The organism is Rhodococcus sp. 15-725-2-2b, from assembly GCF_002259075.1.
Taxonomy (GTDB): Bacteria; Actinomycetota; Actinomycetes; order Mycobacteriales; family Mycobacteriaceae; genus Rhodococcoides.
On sequence record NZ_NPFL01000008.1, the window covers coordinates 42,077 to 60,638 of the forward strand.

Below are 18,562 nucleotides of genomic sequence, written 5' to 3' on the forward strand. Positions count from 1 at the left end.
TCAGCGCGGGCCGTACATGATCACCGCCACGCCGATCAGTGCGATCGACGACCCGGCGATGTCCCAGCGATCGGGTCGAAAGCCGTCGGCCACCATCGCCCACAGCAGTGATCCCGCAACGAACACACCGCCGTATGCCGCCAGGATCCGACCGAAATTGGCGTCGGGCTGCAGCGTCGCCACGAAACCGTAGGCACCGAGGGCGATCACGCCCGCTCCCGCCCAGAGCCATCCGCGATGTTCGCGGACCCCCTGCCACACCAGCCACGCCCCGCCGATCTCGAACACGGCCGCAACCGCGAACAGCATGACCGACTTCACAATGTTCATGCGACAAAGGCTCCCACAGCCCCGACCTGGTGTAGAAAGATGCCTTTGGGGGTACAGGCCTACAGGCCCCGCGTCGAGGGCCGAGTCGGTAGGGGTGAGTTTCACATGCGGGACAGTTACACGGAGACGCTCGATTCCTTGGCGTCGAACCTGTCCGAAATGTCGCGAATCGCCGAGAAGGCAATGGTCGACGCCACCCGTGCACTGCTGACCGCCGATATCGTCATGGCCGAGCAGACCATCGAATACCGCGAGGAGATCGATACCCTCGCCGCCGAGTGGGAGCACGGAGCATTCGGCTTCCTGGCCCTGCAGGCACCGGTCGCCCACGATCTACGACGCGTCGTCTCCGGGATCAATATCGTCGCCGACCTACAGCGGATGGGCGGACTCGCCGTCCACGTCGCAGAGCTGGCTCGCCGCCGCCATCCCGCGCACGTACTTCCGCCCGAGGTCGAGGGAGTGTTCGAGGAGATGGGCCGGGTTGCCGTCGCCCAGGCAGCGGCCACCCAACGCGTGCTGGAAACCCGAGACGCCGAACTCGCAGCCGACCTCCGGATCCAGGACGAGGAGATGGACGCGCTGCACCGCAGCCTGTTCATGCTGACCTCCGCACCCGATTGGCCGCACGGTGTGCCGGCCGCAGTGGACATCACGCTGCTCGGACGCTTCTACGAGCGATACTCGGACCACACTGTCGAGGTCGCCAAACGCGTCATCTTCCTGGTGACCGGCGATCGCCCCACCGACGAGTCATAGTCTGCGCGAACGGCTCGAAGATGGCAGGATCGGCACGATGAAACGTGACGTCTCTGCGTACCTCGATGTCGACGTGACCGAGGCCAGCACCCTCGAGTTCCAGATCGCAATCGCACCTCATCCGGGAACCGATGTGTGGGAAGCACTCTCGTTCACACTCGACGGTCAACCGATCGAGGCGCAGGAGATCAGCGGCGCTCACGGCACCCGCATCCACAAGATCCACGCCGACGTCGGCAAGCTCGAGGCGTCGTATTCGGCGACCATCTACGGCAACACCGAGCCTGCTCCGGTCTCCGACTACGACCTCTCGCTCTACCTGCGGCCGAGTCGATACTCCGAAGCGGACAAGTTCTTCGGTTTCGCGGCAACGGAATTCGGTTCCTACCCGCCGTCGGAGAAGCTGCTCGCGGAGGTCTCGTCCTGGGTCGGTGCCCGTCTGAGCTACGTCCCGGGCAGCAGCGACCCCATCGACGGCGCGGTCGACACCCTCCTCGCCGGAGCCGGAGTCTGCCGCGACTACACCCACCTCGTGGTGGCCCTGCTGCGTGCGGTCAACGTCCCCGCTCGCCTGGTCGCGGTGTACGCACCGGGCTGCGATCCCATGGACTTCCACGCGGTCGCCGAAGCATTCGTCGAAGGCCAATGGCGAGTGGTGGACGCGACGTGCCTCGCACCTCGATCGACCCTGGTGCGCATCGCCACCGGACGCGATGCATCCGACACCGCCTTCCTCGACAACCACGGCGGATCGATCATCCTCAACAGCGCCGTCGTCGGAGCCGTCGTCGACGGACCACTGCCCTTCGACGACATCACCCAGCTGGTCTCGATCACCTGATCGCGCCGAGTCGGGCCGCGTTAGGCTGCGGCCGTGCGAATCTCTTTGCGGCGTGGTGGGGAGCGAACCGACGGGGTCGTCATTGGCGTGATCGTCGCCGTTGGAACAGTTGCCGCGGGTCTCACCCACCAGCCGATGGGGCAGTCGGGATCGGGCTACGTCAGTGAGCCTGTCGAGTACCCGGTGAACATTCCTGGATGCGAATCGGTGGAGCCGCCCGAGGAGGAGCAGTTCTACGGCGTGCTGACCACGGGCCAGGAGGATTACGACAACCCCGCCTACCCGTGGTTGACGTCGAAAAAGGCGAACGCGATGTCGATTGCGGTGCGCGAGGCCCTACCCCCTCGAGTCGACACTGTCGACGGTTCGTCGCTTCGGTATGCGGGCGATCCTCTCGTCTTCCAACCCGCAGCCAGCGCGGACGGTGCGTATGACCCCGGCACTTCCGCGGACGGGCTGGTCACTCGCGACGGCGTCGAAGGTTCGGTGACGGTCAATGTCACCCGCGTGGACGATGGGCCCAAGCCATGCCAGGCCGGCTGGCTCGACGCTCGCGAAACTCTGCCCGACGGAACCGTCGTCGACATTCGGGACACCTGGGATGAATTCGACGGTGACCGCTCCCACTCCAATATCGTGCGTGTGTATGCACGCGATGGTTCCGTCGTCGTAGCGGCGTCATCGGACCGGAACGCGGACTACGAATCCACCGGTACCGTGCCACTGTCGATCGATGAGTTGCGCAGGATTGCGCTGCGGCCCGAACTGCTCTGGTCCGCACCTGTTCCCGATGGAATTCCCCCGCTCCCGATGTCGTGTGACACCAATTCCGAAGGCGCAGGGCAGTTCTCGTCTCAGGCAGTCGATCGCCTCAATGCCTCGCTGGACGACTTCTGGCAATCGGCCGGGATTCCGGTGGAACTCGACAGACCGCTGGGCTCGATGCGGACGTCCCCATCGGGATCGGCCGGCGCGTGCGGAGCCGTGATGGCCGGCGACGGCACCCTGATGATCAGAGTGATCGACGCGGACTACGAGCCGTCCCCGAATCCCTCGGGTGCGGTGACATTGGCGGACGGCTCGCAATTTCGTGACGACTACCCGGGTGCGAGCGGAATGACCCTCGACGGCGACCCGATCGACGACATCACTTTGGTCAAACCGTCGGGCACCCGAGTGGACGTGCAGATTGCAGCAGCACAAACCCTTGTGGACCGACCCCTTCTGCAGGCGATTGCGTTGACTGTGGCAGGGTCTGTCGACTGACATCGGCGTTCGTCGCGATCGTGCACACGGACAGATGGATGAACTCGTCCGGATCATAGTGAGCGTCGGTGACGTCTGTCGGATATGACCAGGTGCCCCGAGACTGTTCCCTAGGGCGCTCTCGCACGACGGTTCGACCGAAGATAGGGAACTCGTCCGATGTGTGGACGGTGCGGCGGAGCAAGAGTGGGTTCCATGTACCCCACCTATGATGTTCTGGCCGATCATGAACGCCGTGTTGCCGATTCGCTGCGAGCGTACGACCGCCGGGTGCGCAGCCGCGCACAGAACGACCGCAGGCCACGAGCGCGGCGTAGTTTGTTAGCGTGGCTCGCACTCTGATCGGACGGGATGCCGAACTCGCGGCGCTCGAACAGGTCGTCGCCGACGCTGCCCGCGGTGCACCTGCCGCGGTCGTCGTGTCCGGTGACGCCGGTGTCGGCAAAACGCGGCTGCTGGCAGAACTGTGGCGCAATGCGGAAGCACGCGGAACTCGGGTACTGGTCGGGCGGTGCTTGGACCTCGGTGAGGTCGGTATTCCGTACCTCGCGTTCACCGAACTGTTCGGTCCACTCCCGCACACCACCCGGTCCGAACTGTTCGATGCTGCCCTCGTCGCACTGACTGCAGCTGGGGCCGACCGCCCGGCGCTCCTCATCGTCGAGGATGCGCACTGGGCGGACACCTCCACCCGTGAGCTCATGACATTCCTGCTGTCGAGACTCGCGAAAACGCATGTGTCCTTGGTGATCTCGTATCGTAGCGACGATCTGCATCGCAAACACCCACTCCGGCAGTCGCTCTCCGAGTGGACACGTCTGAGCTACGTCCGTCGAGTCGACGTGACGCCTCTCGATGTCGAATCGTCGTATCGCCTCCTCGATTCGCTTCCGGCAGCGACGGATGTGGCATCCCGGGACGTCATCGTGGAGCGATCGGGCGGCAATCCGTTTTTCATCGAAGAACTCGTCTCTGCCGGCCAGCGTCCCGGATCGTCGATACCGCCGGGCCTTGCCGAGCTACTGCTGGTCCGGCTCGACGCCTTGTCGCCCGAGGCGAAGTCGGTAGCCGAAACGATGGCGGTGGGTGGCCCCCGCGTCGCGCACGAGGTTCTGGCTGAGGTGACCGGTCTTGACGACGACCGGCTCGAAGACGTGATCCGCGAAATCGTCGACGCCCGGCTCGTGGAGACCACCGACTTCTATTACGTCTTCCGGCACGCGCTCCTGGCCGACGCCATCTACGACGACGTCCTGCCCGGCCGTCGTGCGAGGTTGCACGCTTCTTTCGTCGATACGCTCACCGAACACCGGCATCGTGGTGCCGCCGCGGACCTGGCTCGACACGCAGGATTGGCCCACGATCTGCCGAAGGCGTTCGGAGCCCACGTCGACGCGGGCCGCGAGGCGATGACGCTGGCTGCTCCCGCTGAGGCCATGGCTCACCTCGCCGCCGCATTGGAACTGCGACAGCCGCAATGGGAGCCGACGGAAACGGCGCTGGTGCTGGAATACGCGTCGGCGTCGACGGCGGCAGGGCAAGACCAGCGGGCGCTCTCGGTCGTCCGAGCCGAACTGGAACGGGGTGGGGATGCGCTGACGATCCCCGAGCGACTCGACTTGTTGCATGCCGAGGCGACATCGGCTCTGGCGATCGAACGAGAGGATGCGGCCCTGGCGGCCGTCGAGCACGCTTTGATCATCGCGGCCTCGGAGGAATTCGCTTCATGGAGAGTGCACTTGACCGGTCTCGGTGCTCGGATAACCGAGGCGTTGGGCCGGGAGGATCAGTCGCTCGCCTGGGCCGAGGAGTCTGTACGTATCGCAGAATCCCTCGGCGACCCGGGGCTGTCGGCAGATGCACGAATCACCCTGGCGCGCTTACACAGACGCCACAACGACCCCGCGGCGTCGCGCACGCTCCTCATACGAACCGCTGCGCTCGCACGGCAAAGCGGTGACATCGGGAATCTGTTGCGCAGCAAGTTCAATCTCGGGATGGTCGAATTCGACGACGGAGATTTCGTATCGGCTCAGGAGTCGTTCGAGGAGGCAGTCAAGATCGCCCGATCCGCCGGCCGCCAATGGACACCTTACGGCGTCGGGGCGCGTGTCCAGTTGGCGAACGTGCGGTACTACTCGGGTGATTGGACCCTGGCCCTTACCGACCTGGCTCGGATCGAATCGGACGCAGCACCTTTGGGTTCGGCCGAGCAGCTGTGTGCAGGGTTTCAGATTCGCGCCGCAATCGGGGACGAGGAACTCGCGTCCGACATCGAACGTGTTCGACCCTTCCAATCTCAGGATGGTTTCATCACCATTCTGACGAGCACAGCTGTTGCCTATACAGCGTTGTGCAACGGGCGGTTCGGCGAAGTGATCACATCCCTCGAAGCCGCTGTCGCCACCGTGGGCGCGCAGTGGCACAACCCATGGTTCGGGGGACGCATCCGATTGTCGGTACTGGCGATGGAAGCGGCGCGCCGCGGGTCGACCGTCATCGGAACTCAGGCCGCACTGGACATCGGATCACGCCTGCACGCCGACATCGAACGCACCGCGAGTTCCAGCCCGTCATACGGTTGGGAGTCGACTGCGTGGATACTGCGGGGCGAGGCCGAGTTGGGTCACCTGCGTCTCAACTGCGGATACGGGCATGCTGCCTCGGTAGTGGCGGCATGGCGTGCGGCTGTGGACGCGTTCGCAATTCAGCCGTTCGAGCGTGCCCGTGCCCTGCAGTCGCTCTCCGAAGCCCTCGAGGCGGCCGGGGACCGGTCGTCAGCCGCACACGCGGCCGATCAGGCCATCGCGATCTACGACCGACTCGGGGTCACCGTGAGACTCGGCGATGCGCGCCGTCCCCTGGGCACCGACCTGTTGACTCGTCGCGAGTGGGACGTTCTCGAACTCCTCGGCGAGGGATGCACCAACAAACAGATCGCCGAGCGGCTCGTGATCAGCGTCAAGACCGTCAGCGTGCACGTGTCGAACGTGCTGACCAAACTCGGAGCCCGGAACCGCACGGAAGCAGCGCGCTTCGCGAAAGGGTGAACGAGACGTCCGGAGCTTCTTCGGACAATGGAGAGCGCATGGAACTGAACCGGATCTGTTGCGGCCCCGGCCACGGATCGAGATCCACCGTGGCAGGATCGAGGCCATGTCTCGCACACTGCACCTCGTCGGCGATCCCGAGGCCGATGCACTGCTCGCCGAGGATCCGTTCGCGCTGTTGATCGGCATGTTGCTCGATCAACAGGTACCGATGGAGTCGGCGTTCGCAGGCCCCAAGAAGCTCGTCGACCGTCTCGGCGACCTGAAAGTCGACACCGTCGCCGACGCCGATCCCGAGGAATTCGCGGCCCTGTGCGCGCAGACCCCGGCCGTCCATCGGTTCCCGGGTTCGATGGCCAAGCGCATCCAAGGGCTGGCGGCGTTCCTGGTCGAGAACTACGACGGAAAGCCGCAGGAGATCTGGACTCGCGACGATCCCAACGGTGCCGAAGTGCTGAAACGACTCAAGGCCCTCCCCGGCTACGGCGATCAGAAGGCCCGCATCTTTCTCGCGCTGCTCGGTAAGCAGATGGGCGTCACGCCCGACGGCTGGCGCAAGGCCGCCGGACCGTACGGCGACGACGGAGCGCGTCGATCCATCGCCGACGTGGTGGACGAGAAGTCGTTGCTCGAGGTGCGCGAGTTCAAGAAGGCGGCGAAAGCGGCAGCCAAGAACAAATAAGTCTGTCGGTGCCGGTCGTTACAGTGACCAGAACTTTCACCGGGGGGCGAGATGACCGACAGTATCGGGACGTACGAGGGCTGGCTGGCGTCTCTCGACGAGGACGCGCTGACCGATCTGCTGCACCGTCGGCCGGACGTGGCGACCGACCCACCACCGCGCTCGTTCGGCTTGCTCGCGCAGTTGCTCGAAGCCCCGTCTCGGGTGTCGATGCTGCCGCGTCGACTCGACAGCGGTGCGCTCGCTCTCCTCGAATTATTTGCGCTCATGGGCGATCTGAGCCGCGCGGAGATCGGGCACTGGGCGAGTGAAGGATCGATCAACGAGACACCACACATCGATGCAGCTCTGGCCACACTGACGGCCCACGGGTTGATCTGGCCGAATTCCTCACTCGGCGCAGGCACTGTCGAATACTCACCCGTCGACCTGTCCGGGGTGTTCTCGCATCCGTTCGGACTGGCCCGCAGGCAGCGAAAGCTGTTCCTGCACTGCGCAGTCGAGCAGGACAGGGTGGCTGTGCTGTCGCTCCTCGGTATCGACCCGACGCTCGAGCGAGCGGCGCGCGCGGATTCCGTTGCCACTGCCATGACGCCCGAACGTATCCGCGAACTGTTCGACGGCGGGCCGGAGGAGATGCGAGAGATGTTGTCTCGCTTCGTTGATGGCAAGCCGGTGTCACTGATCTTCGATGTTCCTCCGACTGCAGGCGCGGCCGCATTCGAGCGGGGATTGTTGTATCGACTCGACGGGCATCGCGTCGAGATGCCGTTGGAGGTGAGCATCGCCCTGCGAGGGGAGCGGTGGCGTCTGCCCATCGAACTCACGCCGCCGACATTCGACACCCGAGTGCTCTCGCACGACGACGTGCGGCGCACACGTTCGATCGCCCTGCTGCAGTTCTGCGAACACACGCAGGCGTTGCTGACGGCCATCGACGCCGACGGCCTGACGACGATGAAGACCGGTGGCGTCAGTGCCAAGGGGATTCGGTCGCTGACGAGCAGGCTGGGATTCGCCGACGAACACGACACCGCGTTGATGCTGATGCTGGCCCGCGAAGCCGGACTGCTGGCCGAACGCGGGAAGACCGGAATCGCGTTGACTTCGGCGTACGAGACGTGGTCCACGAGCACGCGGGCCGAACAGGCGGCCACATTGCTGACGGCATGGTGGAGTTCGCCCTTCACGCCCACCCACCGAGTGCCCCGTGCGTCCCAGAAGACCGTTCCCGTTCTCAAGAAGATGCTCGACGACCCGGCGGCAGCGGACCTGCGTGCGACGGCGCTGACGGCTCTGCTGCGATACGAGGACGCCGACGCGCCGGCGACGGTTCTGCATGGTTCGGAGGATTTTGCCCGGTATCTGGACTGGCACATCCCGGTCGTCTCGACCAGCGCCGGGGCCGGTCACGTGCACGCGCTGTGGCTCGAGGCCGGTCGACTCGGGGTACTGGCCGACGGTGCGCCGACCGATCTGTGCCGCACCCTCACCGAGTTCCCTGCGGGTCGAGACGGCGACCCTCGCGAGATCCGCGCGGCTCTGACAGCACAGTTGCAGGACATGGCCGGGTGGGTTCCGTTCTCCGTTCGGCTGTTGCCCGATTCCACGGCGGTGGTGACCGGACCACCCAGTACCGAGGTGGCGTCGATACTCGGCTCGGCGGCGCAGCCCGAGTCGAGGGACGTCGCGTCGGTCTGGCGTTTCACCCCGGCGACCATCCGGGGCTTCTTCGACACCGGCGGCACCGGCGAGGAGTTGATCGATGCGTTGACCGCGATGGCCGACACCGAGTTGCCTCAGGCACTGGACTACACGATCCGAGACTGCTGGCGCAGCTACGGCGCACTGGCCGTGAGGAGGATCCCGTGCGCGATCGTCTCTGAGGACGTCGTCCTGTTGACGAACATCGAGACCGACGAGTCACTGGCCGTGCTGCAGTTCCAGCGCCTCGCTCCCACCGTCCTGGTCAGTTCGGCCACGCCCATCGACACCATCGCCGTGCTTCGCAGGCACGGATACTCCCCGGTGCGGCACTCCGACACCGGGCAACTCCAACTCGACAGCGCGCCTCGAATCCGCACGGGGGAGACTCGGGAGACCCATCGTGCCGTCCACCCGGCACGGCACCGCCGCGAACCACGCGAGCTCGCGCGGCTCCTGCTGGCCGGCGGCGACGGAGCCGTCGACGAGGCACGAGTGCGGTCTGCACTCGATTCACACAGCCGGCTGCTGCCGCGTGAGCTGGATCTGTTGACCGACGCCGCAGCGCGCGGCACACCCGTCTCCATCGACTACCAGAACTCCAGAGGAGCCATCGTTCGGCACGCGATCTCGGATGCGCTGCAGGACGGCCACTGGCTGCACGCGCTCTCGGAATCGACCGGCAGCCGCGAGAGCTTCGCCATCATGAACATCAGAGCGGTATCCACCCGTCCACAATGACCGGCGATGCAACTGTGTCCGTGGTCGCCGGTACCCTTTCGGGCGTGGCCCTCTACCGGAAGTACCGTCCCGCGACGTTCGCCGAGGTCGTCGGTCAGGAGCACGTCACCGAGCCGATCAGCGTGGCGTTGGACAGCAACAGAATCAACCACGCGTACCTGTTCTCCGGGCCGCGTGGCTGCGGAAAGACCTCCTCGGCGCGCATCCTCGCCCGATCGCTGAACTGCGCCGAGGGTCCGACGTCGACCCCCTGCGGCGTGTGCAACTCCTGCGTCGCCCTCGCACCGGGCGGACCCGGCAACTTCGACGTCGTCGAGATGGACGCGGCCAGCCACGGTGGCGTCGACGATGCGCGAGATCTGCGAGACAAGGCCGTGTACGCCCCGGCTGAATCGCGCTACGTCATCTTCATCATCGACGAGGCACACATGGTGACCCCGGCGGGCTTCAACGCGCTGCTCAAGGTCGTCGAGGAGCCACCAGAGCACCTCGTCTTCATCTTCGCCACCACCGAGCCCGAGAAGGTGCTCCCCACCATCCGCTCGCGTACCCACCACTACCCGTTCCGGCTCCTCGCGCCGTCGACGATGCGCGGTCTGCTCGAGAAGATCTGTGGCCAGGAACAGGTTCCGGTCGAGGATGCGGTCTACCCGCTGGTCATCCGCGCCGGCGGAGGTTCGCCCCGTGACTCGCTCAGCGTCATGGATCAGCTCCTGGCCGGAGCCGGACCCGAGGGCGTCACGTACCCGCGCGCACTCTCGCTTCTCGGCGTCACCGACGTCGCACTGATCGACGAAGCGGTCGACGCGTTGGCCGCGGGCGACGGCGGCGCACTGTTCGGCACCGTCGACAAGGTGATGGACGCGGGCCACGACCCACGCCGCTTCGCCATCGACCTCCTCGATCGCATGCGAGATCTGATCCTGATGAAGGCCGTGCCCGACGCCGGAGAACGCGGTCTGGTCGACGTTCCCGGCGACGTCCTCGAGAGACTGCGTGACGAGGCCGATCTGCTCGGTTCGGCGACACTGACTCGGTACGCCGAGATCGTGCACTCGGGCCTCGGCGAGATGCGCGGTGCCACGGCCCCGCGTCTGCTGCTCGAAGTGATGTGTGCCCGAATGCTGCTGCCCTCGGCGTCCGACGCGGAATCGGCGGTGCTGCAACGACTCGAACGCGTCGAGCGCCGCCTGGACGTCACCCTTCCGGCGGGGGAGCAAGCAGCCGTCGCCCAGGCAGCCGCAGATCCGACGCGACCGCAGTTGCAACCCACCGAGGAACCCGCGCCCCCGGGTCCGGCACCGGTGAGCAAGTTTCAGCGACCGTCGCAACGTCCACCGGCCGCAGAGCCGGCAGCGCCCGCACCGGCACCTGCTCCAGTGGCGCCCGCACCCGCTGCCTCGATTCCCACACCGGCACCGGAGCCTGCACGACCCGAGCCGGCCCCGATACCCGAGCCCGCTCCGACACCCGAGCCCGCTCCCACACCCGAGCCCGCTCCCACACCCGAGCCGACTCCGGAACCGGCCCCCACACCCGAGCCGACTCCGGAACCGGTTTCGGCATCACAGGAACCGGCCCCCGCTGCCTCGGTTTCCCACGAAGATTTTCCGCCGGAGCCCGAGGACGATTACGGCCCCGAGCCGGATCCGGTGTTCGAGTCGGAACCGGAACCCGTGGCGGCCCCCGCCGCCGTGTCGAGCGAGCCCGACGCAGCCGCGGTTCGAGCTGTGTGGTCGGAGGTGCGCACGAAGGTACGAGACCGGAGCCGGACCGTCGAGGTGATGCTCTCCGGTGCCTCGGTGCGCACCGTCGAGAACGGCACCATCACGCTCGGTCACGACTCGGCACCGCTGGCCAAGCGGCTGGAGGAACCGCGCAACGCCGACGTCATTCGCGACGCTCTGCGTGACGTATTCGGGGTCGAATGGTCGGTGGTGTGCCTGGTCGGTGCGGCGGCACCGCCGGAACAGTCATCAGCAAAAAAAGATGAACCGGCAGCGAAACCCGCGTCGCTGCCGAAGTTCTCGAGGCCGAGCCAGGCAGGGGCTTCCCGTCCCACGTCGGACGGGTTCGGATCAGCGGGCGATGGATCCTCGGCCGGCATCGGGGCGGACGACATTCCGATGCCCGAAGCGCCGGACTACCCCGACGAGCCCGAGCCGGTAGGGCCACCGCCACCGGAGACCCCGGAGGACGAGGAAGAGCTGCTCAAGGCCGCGGCCGAGCCTGCCGATCCGACGGTTCGACGCGATCCGGAGACCGTCGCGATGGAGCTGCTGGTCAGCGAACTGGGAGCGGTACCGCTCAAGGAGACCTGATCGACGGGTGACTCAGCCGACGGTCAGGTCCTCGTTGTCGGCGAACACCAGGCGTCCGCTGTCGAGCGCCACGGCCCAACGCCGTGCCACCGCCCAGTCCCGGGAGGTGGTCTCGGGTGTCTGGACACCGAAGTCCTCGACGATCGCCCCGGTCTCGTACGTGTCCTGAGCAGCTTCGTCATCGGTGCCGGTGGTGTGAATGCGTACTTTGACGCGAGCGCCCACGGTCAATTCGTTGTTGGTTTCCATGGAGGTCTTCTTCCGCGCTCGGTAGATCTGATCTATCGGAGTGTCCCACGATCAGGTCGTTCAAACGTGAACCTTCGCGTCGGTCATGTACAACGCTCGTTTCGGTCCTTACGCCGGATCCATCGCCCGCCCTACTGTGGCATGAGCTGAGGTCTGTCATGGCCTCGCACCGACGCGGTCGGCCGGCACGGCGACCGCAAGAAGATCGAGTATCTGGAAGGAACTGCGCGCTGTGACTACAGAGGCATTCATTTACGAGGCCATCAGGACTCCCCGAGGCAAGGGAAAGAACGGCTCCCTGCATTCGGTGAAGCCGATTTCCCTGGTGACCGGTCTGATCGACGAGCTTCGTCGACGGTTCCCCGACATGGACGAGAACCGGATCTCCGACCTCATCCTCGGCGTGGTCTCACCCGTCGGAGATCAGGGTGCCGATATCGCGCGCACGGCGGTGCTCGCAGCGAAGATGCCCGACACCGTCGGCGGCTTCCAGCTCAACCGCTTCTGCGCGTCCGGTCTCGAGGCCGTCAACCTGGCTGCACAGAAGGTGCGCTCGGGCTGGGACGAGCTCGTCATCGCCGGTGGCGTCGAGTCGATGTCGCGTGTGCCGATGGGCAGTGACGGCGGCGCGTGGGCCATGGACCCCGTCACCAACTACGACACCTACTTCGCCCCGCAGGGCATCGGTGCCGACCTCATCGCGACGATCGAGGGGTTCAGCCGCGAGGACGTCGACGCATATGCCGTCCAGTCGCAGGAGCGCGCCGCCGCAGCGTGGTCGGGTGGCTACTTCGCGAAGTCCGTCGTTCCGGTCACCGACCAGAACGGCCTGCTCATCCTCGATCAGGACGAGCACATGCGTCCGGGTAGCACCGTGGAATCGCTCGGCAAGCTGAACCCGGCCTTCACCGGTATCGCGGCCATGGGCGGATTCGACGATGTGGCGCTGCAGAAGTACCACTGGGTGGAGAAGATCGATCACGTGCACACCGGCGGAAACAGCTCCGGCATCGTCGACGGCGCAGCACTCGTCCTCGTCGGCAGCGAGCAGGCCGGTAAGGATCTGAACCTGGTTCCGAGGGCGCGCATCGTCGCGACCGCCACCAGTGGTGCCGATACGACCATCATGCTGACCGGGCCCACCCCGGCGTCGAAGAAGGTTCTCGCGACCGCGGGCCTGACCGTCGACGACATCGATCTCTTCGAGCTCAACGAGGCGTTCGCCTCCGTGGTGCTGCGCTTCCAGAAGGATCTGAACATCCCGAACGAGAAGCTCAACGTCAACGGTGGTGCCATCGCCATGGGCCACCCGCTGGGAGCGACCGGAGCGATGATCACCGGCACCGTGCTGGACGAGCTCGAGCGCCGCGGCGGCCGGTACGCCTTGATCACCCTGTGCATCGGCGGCGGCATGGGCGTCGCCACCATCATCGAGCGAGTCTGAGGTATTACGATGTCTGACAACATGATTCAGTGGGACCAGGACGCCGACGGTATCGTCGTTCTGACGATGGACGACCCCAACCAGGGCGCCAACACGATGAACCAGCTGTACAAGGATTCGATGGGAGCGACCGTCGACCGCCTCGAGGCCGAGGTCGACTCCATCACCGGCGTCGTGATCACCTCCGCCAAGAAGACGTTCTTCGCCGGCGGCGATCTGCACACGCTCATCGCTGCCAAGCCCGAGGACGCTCAGCAGGTGTTCGACGAGGTGCAGGAAGTCAAGGGCCAGCTGCGTCGTATCGAGAAGCTCGGCAAGCCGGTCGTGTCCGCCATCAACGGCGCAGCACTCGGCGGCGGACTCGAGATCGCGCTCGCGACTCATCACCGCATCGCGGCCGACGTTCCCGGCGTCCAGATCGGTCTTCCCGAGGTTTCCCTCGGCCTGCTGCCCGGCGGCGGTGGAGTCGCCCGCATCACGCGACTTCTCGGCATCCAGACCGGCTTCATGACCGTGCTCGCGCAGGGCACCCGGTTCCGTCCGGCGAAGGCACTCGAGATCGGTCTGATTCACGAGTTGGTCGGCAGCATCGACGAATTGGTGCCCACCGCCAAGGCCTGGATCAAGGCCAACCCCGAGGGTGGCGTCGCACCGTGGGATGTCAAGGGCTACAAGATTCCCGGCGGCACGCCGTCCAATCCGAAGCTCGCACAGATCCTGCCCGCATTCCCGTCCAATCTGCGCAAGCAGATCAAGGGCGCTCCGATGCCTGCACCGCGTGCGATTCTCGCGGCGGCGGTCGAAGGTGCGCAGGTCGACTTCGACAACGCGTGCACCATCGAGTCGCGGTACTTCACCGAGTTGGTCACCGGCCTGGTGTCCAAGAACATGATTCAGGCGTTCTTCTTCGATCTGCAGGCGATCAACGCCGGCAAGTCCCGTCCCGACGGCATCGAGAAGACCACCTTCACCAAGGTTGCGGTTCTCGGCGCAGGCATGATGGGCGCGGGCATCGCGTACGTGTGTGCCAAGGCCGGAATCGACGTGGTGCTCAAGGATGTTGCTCTCGAGGCGGCGCAGAAGGGCAAGGCGTACTCCGAGGCCATCGAGGCCAAGGCACTCTCGCGTGGCAAGACCACCCAGGAGAAGTCCGACGCTCTGCTCGCGCGGATCCACCCGACGGCCGACGCCAAGGACGTCGAAGGCGCAGACCTCGTCATCGAGGCCGTCTTCGAGTCGGAAGAGTTGAAGCAGAAGGTGTTCCAGGAGATCGAGGACCTCGTCGATCCGACGGCGTTGCTCGGTTCCAACACCTCGACGCTGCCCATCACGAGCCTCGCTCAGGGCATCAAGCGTCAGGAAGACTTCATCGGAATCCACTTCTTCTCGCCCGTCGACAAGATGCCGCTGGTGGAGATCATTCGCGGCGAGAAGACGTCGGATGCGGCCTTGGCCAAGGCATTCGACCTGGTGCAGATCATCAAGAAGACCCCGATCGTCGTCAACGACAGCCGCGGCTTCTTCACCTCGCGTGTGATCGGCACGTTCATCAACGAGGCCATTGCGATGCTGGGCGAGGGCGTCGAGCCGTCGACCATCGAGCAGGCCGGTCTGCAGGCCGGTTACCCGGCTGCGCCGCTTCAGCTCTCGGACGAGCTGACGCTCAACCTGATGCAGAAGATCCGCAAGGAAACCTACGACGCCCTCATCGCCGCGGGTCAGACTCCTCCCGAGGATCCGGCCGGTGCCGTCATCGACAAGATGGTCGACGAGTTCGAGCGTCCGTCGAAGGCCAAGGGCGCGGGCTTCTACGAGTACGAGGACGGCAAGCGCACCGGACTGTGGCCCGGACTGCGTGATGCGTTCAAGTCGGGTTCGGCGGACATCCCGTTCGAGGACCTCAAGGAACGCATGCTGTTCATCGAGGCCATCGAGACGCAGAAGTGCTTCGACGAGGGTGTGCTGAACACCACCGCCGACGCCAACATCGGCTCGATCTTCGGCATCGGCTTCCCCGCCTGGACCGGAGGCGTGCACCAGTACGTCGTCGGCTACCCGGGAGGTCAGGCCGGATTCGTCACTCGTGCAGACGAATTGGCGAAGAAGTACGGCGATCGCTTCCAGGTTCCTGCTTCGCTGCGCTAGTGCCGAGGCAGTGGTGCGATCGAGTGCCCCCGGTGGCACATAACCGCACCACTGCCGAAGGCATCTACCCGCGATGCGCGATCAACCTCTCGGCGCCGTCTGTGAATTGTTGCTTCATCAATTCGCAGGCGGCGTCGATGTCGTTTCGAACGAGTGCCTCGATGAGTTCCTCGTGGTTGCGGACGGCCGCTCGGCCCCAGTCACGATCGGTGGCATAGAGGCGGGTGGGTGTGTAGCGGGTGGCGTTGTTGAGAAACCACGCCAGTTTCGCCGAGTCGGCGAGTCGGTTGAGGACGCGGTGGAACTCGAACTCGCAGTTCTCGACATCCTCCGGCCTGCCGTTCTCGACGGCCGCGGACAGCAGTGCGGTGAGTTCGGCGAGTCGGGCGAGTTCGGCCTCGGTGATCTTCGGTGCTGCGCGGCGCACCAGTTCGACAGCGATCTGGCCCTGCAACCAGAAGATGTCGACGATGTCGTTCGGCGTCAGCGGCGAAACCTTGTAGCCGCGATGCGGGACGAGTTCGACGATGCCCTCACCCCGCAGCGTCAGCAGTGCCTCGCGGACGGGAGTGACGCTGACACCGAGTTCTGCGGCGGTCTCGTCGAGTCGGATGAAGTCGCCCGGACTCACTTCGCCGGACATGACGAGGTGCCGGACGTGGCTGGCCACCTCCTCCGACAGCTGCGGCCGTCGGCGCAGAACCGATGCTCGACGCTTGTCCACCATTCCGAAAGCCAATCACACGGCGGGCTTCGCGCGAAGGAGGACCTGCGCGACCGGTTCGACGACTCGGGCCGCGATGGGCCCCAGGATTGCCATCAGCAGCACGTATGCCGTCGCCAGAGCCGCGAGTTCGCCCTCCACCGCGCCTGCGGCCACGGCCAGTCCGGCGATGACGATCGAGAACTCGCCCCGCGCCACCAGTGCCGCACCGGTGCGCAACCGGCCAGGTCGTCCGATTCCCTGACGGCCCGCCGCCCACCAGCCGGTCGCGACCTTCGTGGCTGTCGTGGTCACCGCGAGCACGACGGCCCAGCCGAGCACGGGTGGGATGGTCGCCGGGTCGGTGGCGAGTCCGAACACCACGAAGAACATCGCGGCGAAGAGATCGCGCAGTGGCTCGAGCACGCGGGTGGCGTTGTCGGCCGTCGACCCAGATATGGCGATACCGAGCAGGAACGCGCCGACGGCGGCCGAGACCTGCAGTTCCGACGCGATGCCGGCCACCAGCAACGCGGATCCGAGGACCTTGAGCAGCACCACTTCGCGGTCGGGGCTGTCGAGTACTGCGGAGACGAGGTTGCCGTAGCGCAGTGCGACGACCAGCACGACGGTGAGGACGAACAGTGAGATGCCGAGCGCTTCGAGTCCGCCGAGGAAGCTCACGCCGCTGAGGACCGCGGTCAGGATCGGCAGATAGATGGCCATCGCCAGGTCTTCGAACACCAGAATCGACAGCACGACGGGGGTTTCGCGGTTTCCCAGTCGGCCCAGATCGGTGAGGACCTTGGCGATGATGCCCGAGGACGAGATGTACGTGACACCGCCCATTACCAGCGCTCCGACTCCGCCCCAGCCGAGCAGAAACGCGGCCACTGCACCCGGTGCGAAGTTCAGCACGATGTCGACCAGACCGGCCATCCAGGATCGGCGCAGACCGGTGACGAGTTCGGCGGCGGTGTATTCGAGTCCGAGCAGGAGCAGCAGCAGAACGACGCCGATCTCGCTCGCGATCTCGCTGAACTCGTCGATGCCGCTGAGATTGACGATGCCGCCGTTTCCGAACGCGAGACCGCCGAGCAGATAGAACGGGATGGGGGAGACACCTATTCGACCCGCCAGACGAGCGAGTAGTCCGAGAACGAAGAACACTGCACCCAGCTCGGTGAGGGCAAGTGCGCTCTCGGCCACTGTTCAGCCCCGACTGATCTCAGGCATTGCCGAGCAACTTGGCCGCTGCGTCCAGTCCGTCCGCGGTACCGACGGCGACCAGTAGGTCACCTGCGGCCAGCGTGAAGTCGGGGGTGGGGGACGGTTGAACCTGACCGGCGCGCATGACAGCGACGACCGATACCCCGGTTTTGGTGCGCATGGCGGTATCGCCGAGTGTGCGGCTGACGAACCGTGAGTCGGCGCGAATGGGAAGCCGACGGGTGTTGATTCCGGGAAGGTCACGATGCTCTTCCCCGAGCTGAGCGATGAGTTGCGGCGACCCGAGCAGATTGCCCAGGGCCGCCGCTTCCTCATTGCTCAACGTGATGGATTCCTGCGTCGCATCGGGGTCGTCCTTGCGCGAGACGATCAACTCGTTCACGCCGTCCTTGCGGGTGATGACGCCTATGCGACGCCCGGAAGCGAGTGCGAAATCCTTTCGCACTCCGATTCCCGGCAGCAGGGTCACTTCGACGTTCATGGTCGAAATGCTAGCCCTGCAGGCAGCGCATTATCGAAGGATCGGGCGTGCAGCCCGACCCGTCTCGATCAGGATGCGACGGCAGCCAGGAGGGCTTCGCGCTGGTTTGCGCCGAGGCCACCGATACGGCGGGTATCGGCGATGGACAGCTGCTCGAGCAGCTGTGCGGCGCGCACGGAACCAACACCCGGCAGGGCCTTGATCAGGGCGGACACCTTGGTCTTCTTGACGATCTCGTCGTTCTCCGCCTTGGCGAGAACGTCAGCGACGCTGAGTTCGCCGGACTTGACGGATGCGAGCAGCTTCGACCGCGCAGTGCGTGCCTCGGCCGCCTTGGCCAGCGCCGCGGTGCGCTGTTCCGGTGTCAATACTGGTAAAGCCATGGCCTGTTCTCCTCGATTGTGGTGACCCGTCGCTCGTTGACAGGTCTCGACCCTCTTGCATCGTGCCTGGTGGCTCTTCCAATCTAACCGAACAACACGGCTGTCATTCCGGTCGAGCCACCGAACCTTCCCAGCCAGGCTACGTCCTATCCGATTCGGGGTGTGCCCCGACCAGCACTTCGGCCCCGTGTCGGCTCTAGAAGGGCGTCGTGTACCGGGCATGTCCGACGCCT

General features: G+C 65.5%; 15 protein-coding genes. 9 read left to right on the forward strand and 6 right to left on the reverse strand.

The genetic code is table 11. The features are described from left to right. On the reverse strand, nucleotides 1-330 hold the full coding sequence (locus CH306_RS10995; RefSeq protein WP_032395314.1) for a YnfA family protein: 330 nt from the start codon (nucleotides 328-330) through the stop codon (nucleotides 1-3). Between the two features lie 105 nt (nucleotides 331-435). Between CH306_RS10995 and phoU the strand changes: the two genes are divergently transcribed. The 7 genes from phoU to CH306_RS11030 all read left to right on the forward strand — a co-directional run bounded on the left by phoU (nucleotide 436) and on the right by CH306_RS11030 (nucleotide 11,694). After that, nucleotides 436-1,089 (forward strand): phosphate signaling complex protein PhoU, encoded by a 654-nt coding sequence (gene phoU / locus CH306_RS11000; protein ID WP_032395313.1) that lies wholly within the window; start codon nucleotides 436-438, stop codon nucleotides 1,087-1,089. A gap of 37 nt (nucleotides 1,090-1,126) precedes the next feature. Then, on the forward strand, nucleotides 1,127-1,930 hold the full coding sequence (locus CH306_RS11005) for a transglutaminase-like domain-containing protein (protein WP_052049483.1): 804 nt from the start codon (nucleotides 1,127-1,129) through the stop codon (nucleotides 1,928-1,930). A 33-nt stretch (nucleotides 1,931-1,963) separates the two neighbouring features. Then, a complete protein-coding gene (locus CH306_RS11010) occupies nucleotides 1,964-3,196 on the forward strand; it encodes a hypothetical protein (RefSeq protein WP_141214778.1) in 1,233 nt (410 codons plus the stop codon). A gap of 326 nt (nucleotides 3,197-3,522) precedes the next feature. Next, nucleotides 3,523-6,246 carry a helix-turn-helix transcriptional regulator gene (locus CH306_RS11015; protein WP_094632110.1) on the forward strand — a complete coding sequence of 908 codons (2,724 nt, stop codon included), beginning with the start codon at nucleotides 3,523-3,525 and terminating at the stop codon, nucleotides 6,244-6,246. Nucleotides 6,247-6,352: 106 nt separating this feature from the next. Next, entirely contained in the window at nucleotides 6,353-6,928 is a 576-nt protein-coding gene (locus CH306_RS11020; protein ID WP_032395311.1) for an HhH-GPD-type base excision DNA repair protein, read from the forward strand. A gap of 51 nt (nucleotides 6,929-6,979) precedes the next feature. Next, entirely contained in the window at nucleotides 6,980-9,373 is a 2,394-nt protein-coding gene (locus CH306_RS11025; protein ID WP_094646626.1) for a helicase-associated domain-containing protein, read from the forward strand. Between the two features lie 44 nt (nucleotides 9,374-9,417). Next, complete coding sequence (locus CH306_RS11030; protein ID WP_094646644.1) at nucleotides 9,418-11,694, forward strand: DNA polymerase III subunit gamma and tau; 2,277 nt, start codon at nucleotides 9,418-9,420, stop codon at nucleotides 11,692-11,694. Between the two features lie 12 nt (nucleotides 11,695-11,706). Here CH306_RS11030 and CH306_RS11035 read toward each other — a convergent pair whose 3' ends face one another. Continuing rightward, the gene (locus CH306_RS11035; RefSeq protein ID WP_094632114.1) at nucleotides 11,707-11,943 is read right to left on the reverse strand and encodes a hypothetical protein; all 237 of its coding nucleotides are present in this window, start codon (nucleotides 11,941-11,943) and stop codon (nucleotides 11,707-11,709) included. Between the two features lie 232 nt (nucleotides 11,944-12,175). Between CH306_RS11035 and CH306_RS11040 the strand changes: the two genes are divergently transcribed. Together CH306_RS11040 and CH306_RS11045 are read left to right on the forward strand one after the other, a co-directional pair. After that, a complete protein-coding gene (locus CH306_RS11040) occupies nucleotides 12,176-13,387 on the forward strand; it encodes an acetyl-CoA C-acetyltransferase (RefSeq protein WP_032395308.1) in 1,212 nt (403 codons plus the stop codon). Between the two features lie 9 nt (nucleotides 13,388-13,396). Continuing rightward, the gene (locus tag CH306_RS11045; protein WP_032395307.1) at nucleotides 13,397-15,532 is read left to right on the forward strand and encodes a 3-hydroxyacyl-CoA dehydrogenase NAD-binding domain-containing protein; all 2,136 of its coding nucleotides are present in this window, start codon (nucleotides 13,397-13,399) and stop codon (nucleotides 15,530-15,532) included. A 64-nt stretch (nucleotides 15,533-15,596) separates the two neighbouring features. Here CH306_RS11045 and CH306_RS11050 read toward each other — a convergent pair whose 3' ends face one another. The 4 genes from CH306_RS11050 to mihF all read right to left on the reverse strand — a co-directional run bounded on the left by CH306_RS11050 (nucleotide 15,597) and on the right by mihF (nucleotide 18,329). Further along, nucleotides 15,597-16,259: a GntR family transcriptional regulator gene (locus tag CH306_RS11050; protein ID WP_176459422.1), complete on the reverse strand. Its 663-nt coding sequence runs from the start codon at nucleotides 16,257-16,259 to the stop codon at nucleotides 15,597-15,599. Between the two features lie 12 nt (nucleotides 16,260-16,271). Further along, complete coding sequence (locus CH306_RS11055; protein ID WP_094632118.1) at nucleotides 16,272-17,444, reverse strand: cation:proton antiporter; 1,173 nt, start codon at nucleotides 17,442-17,444, stop codon at nucleotides 16,272-16,274. A gap of 19 nt (nucleotides 17,445-17,463) precedes the next feature. Next, entirely contained in the window at nucleotides 17,464-17,946 is a 483-nt protein-coding gene (locus CH306_RS11060) for a cation:proton antiporter regulatory subunit (RefSeq protein ID WP_032395305.1), read from the reverse strand. A 68-nt stretch (nucleotides 17,947-18,014) separates the two neighbouring features. Beyond that, the gene (gene mihF, locus CH306_RS11065; RefSeq protein WP_008712632.1) at nucleotides 18,015-18,329 is read right to left on the reverse strand and encodes an integration host factor, actinobacterial type; all 315 of its coding nucleotides are present in this window, start codon (nucleotides 18,327-18,329) and stop codon (nucleotides 18,015-18,017) included. Nucleotides 18,330-18,562: the final 233 nt, after the last annotated feature.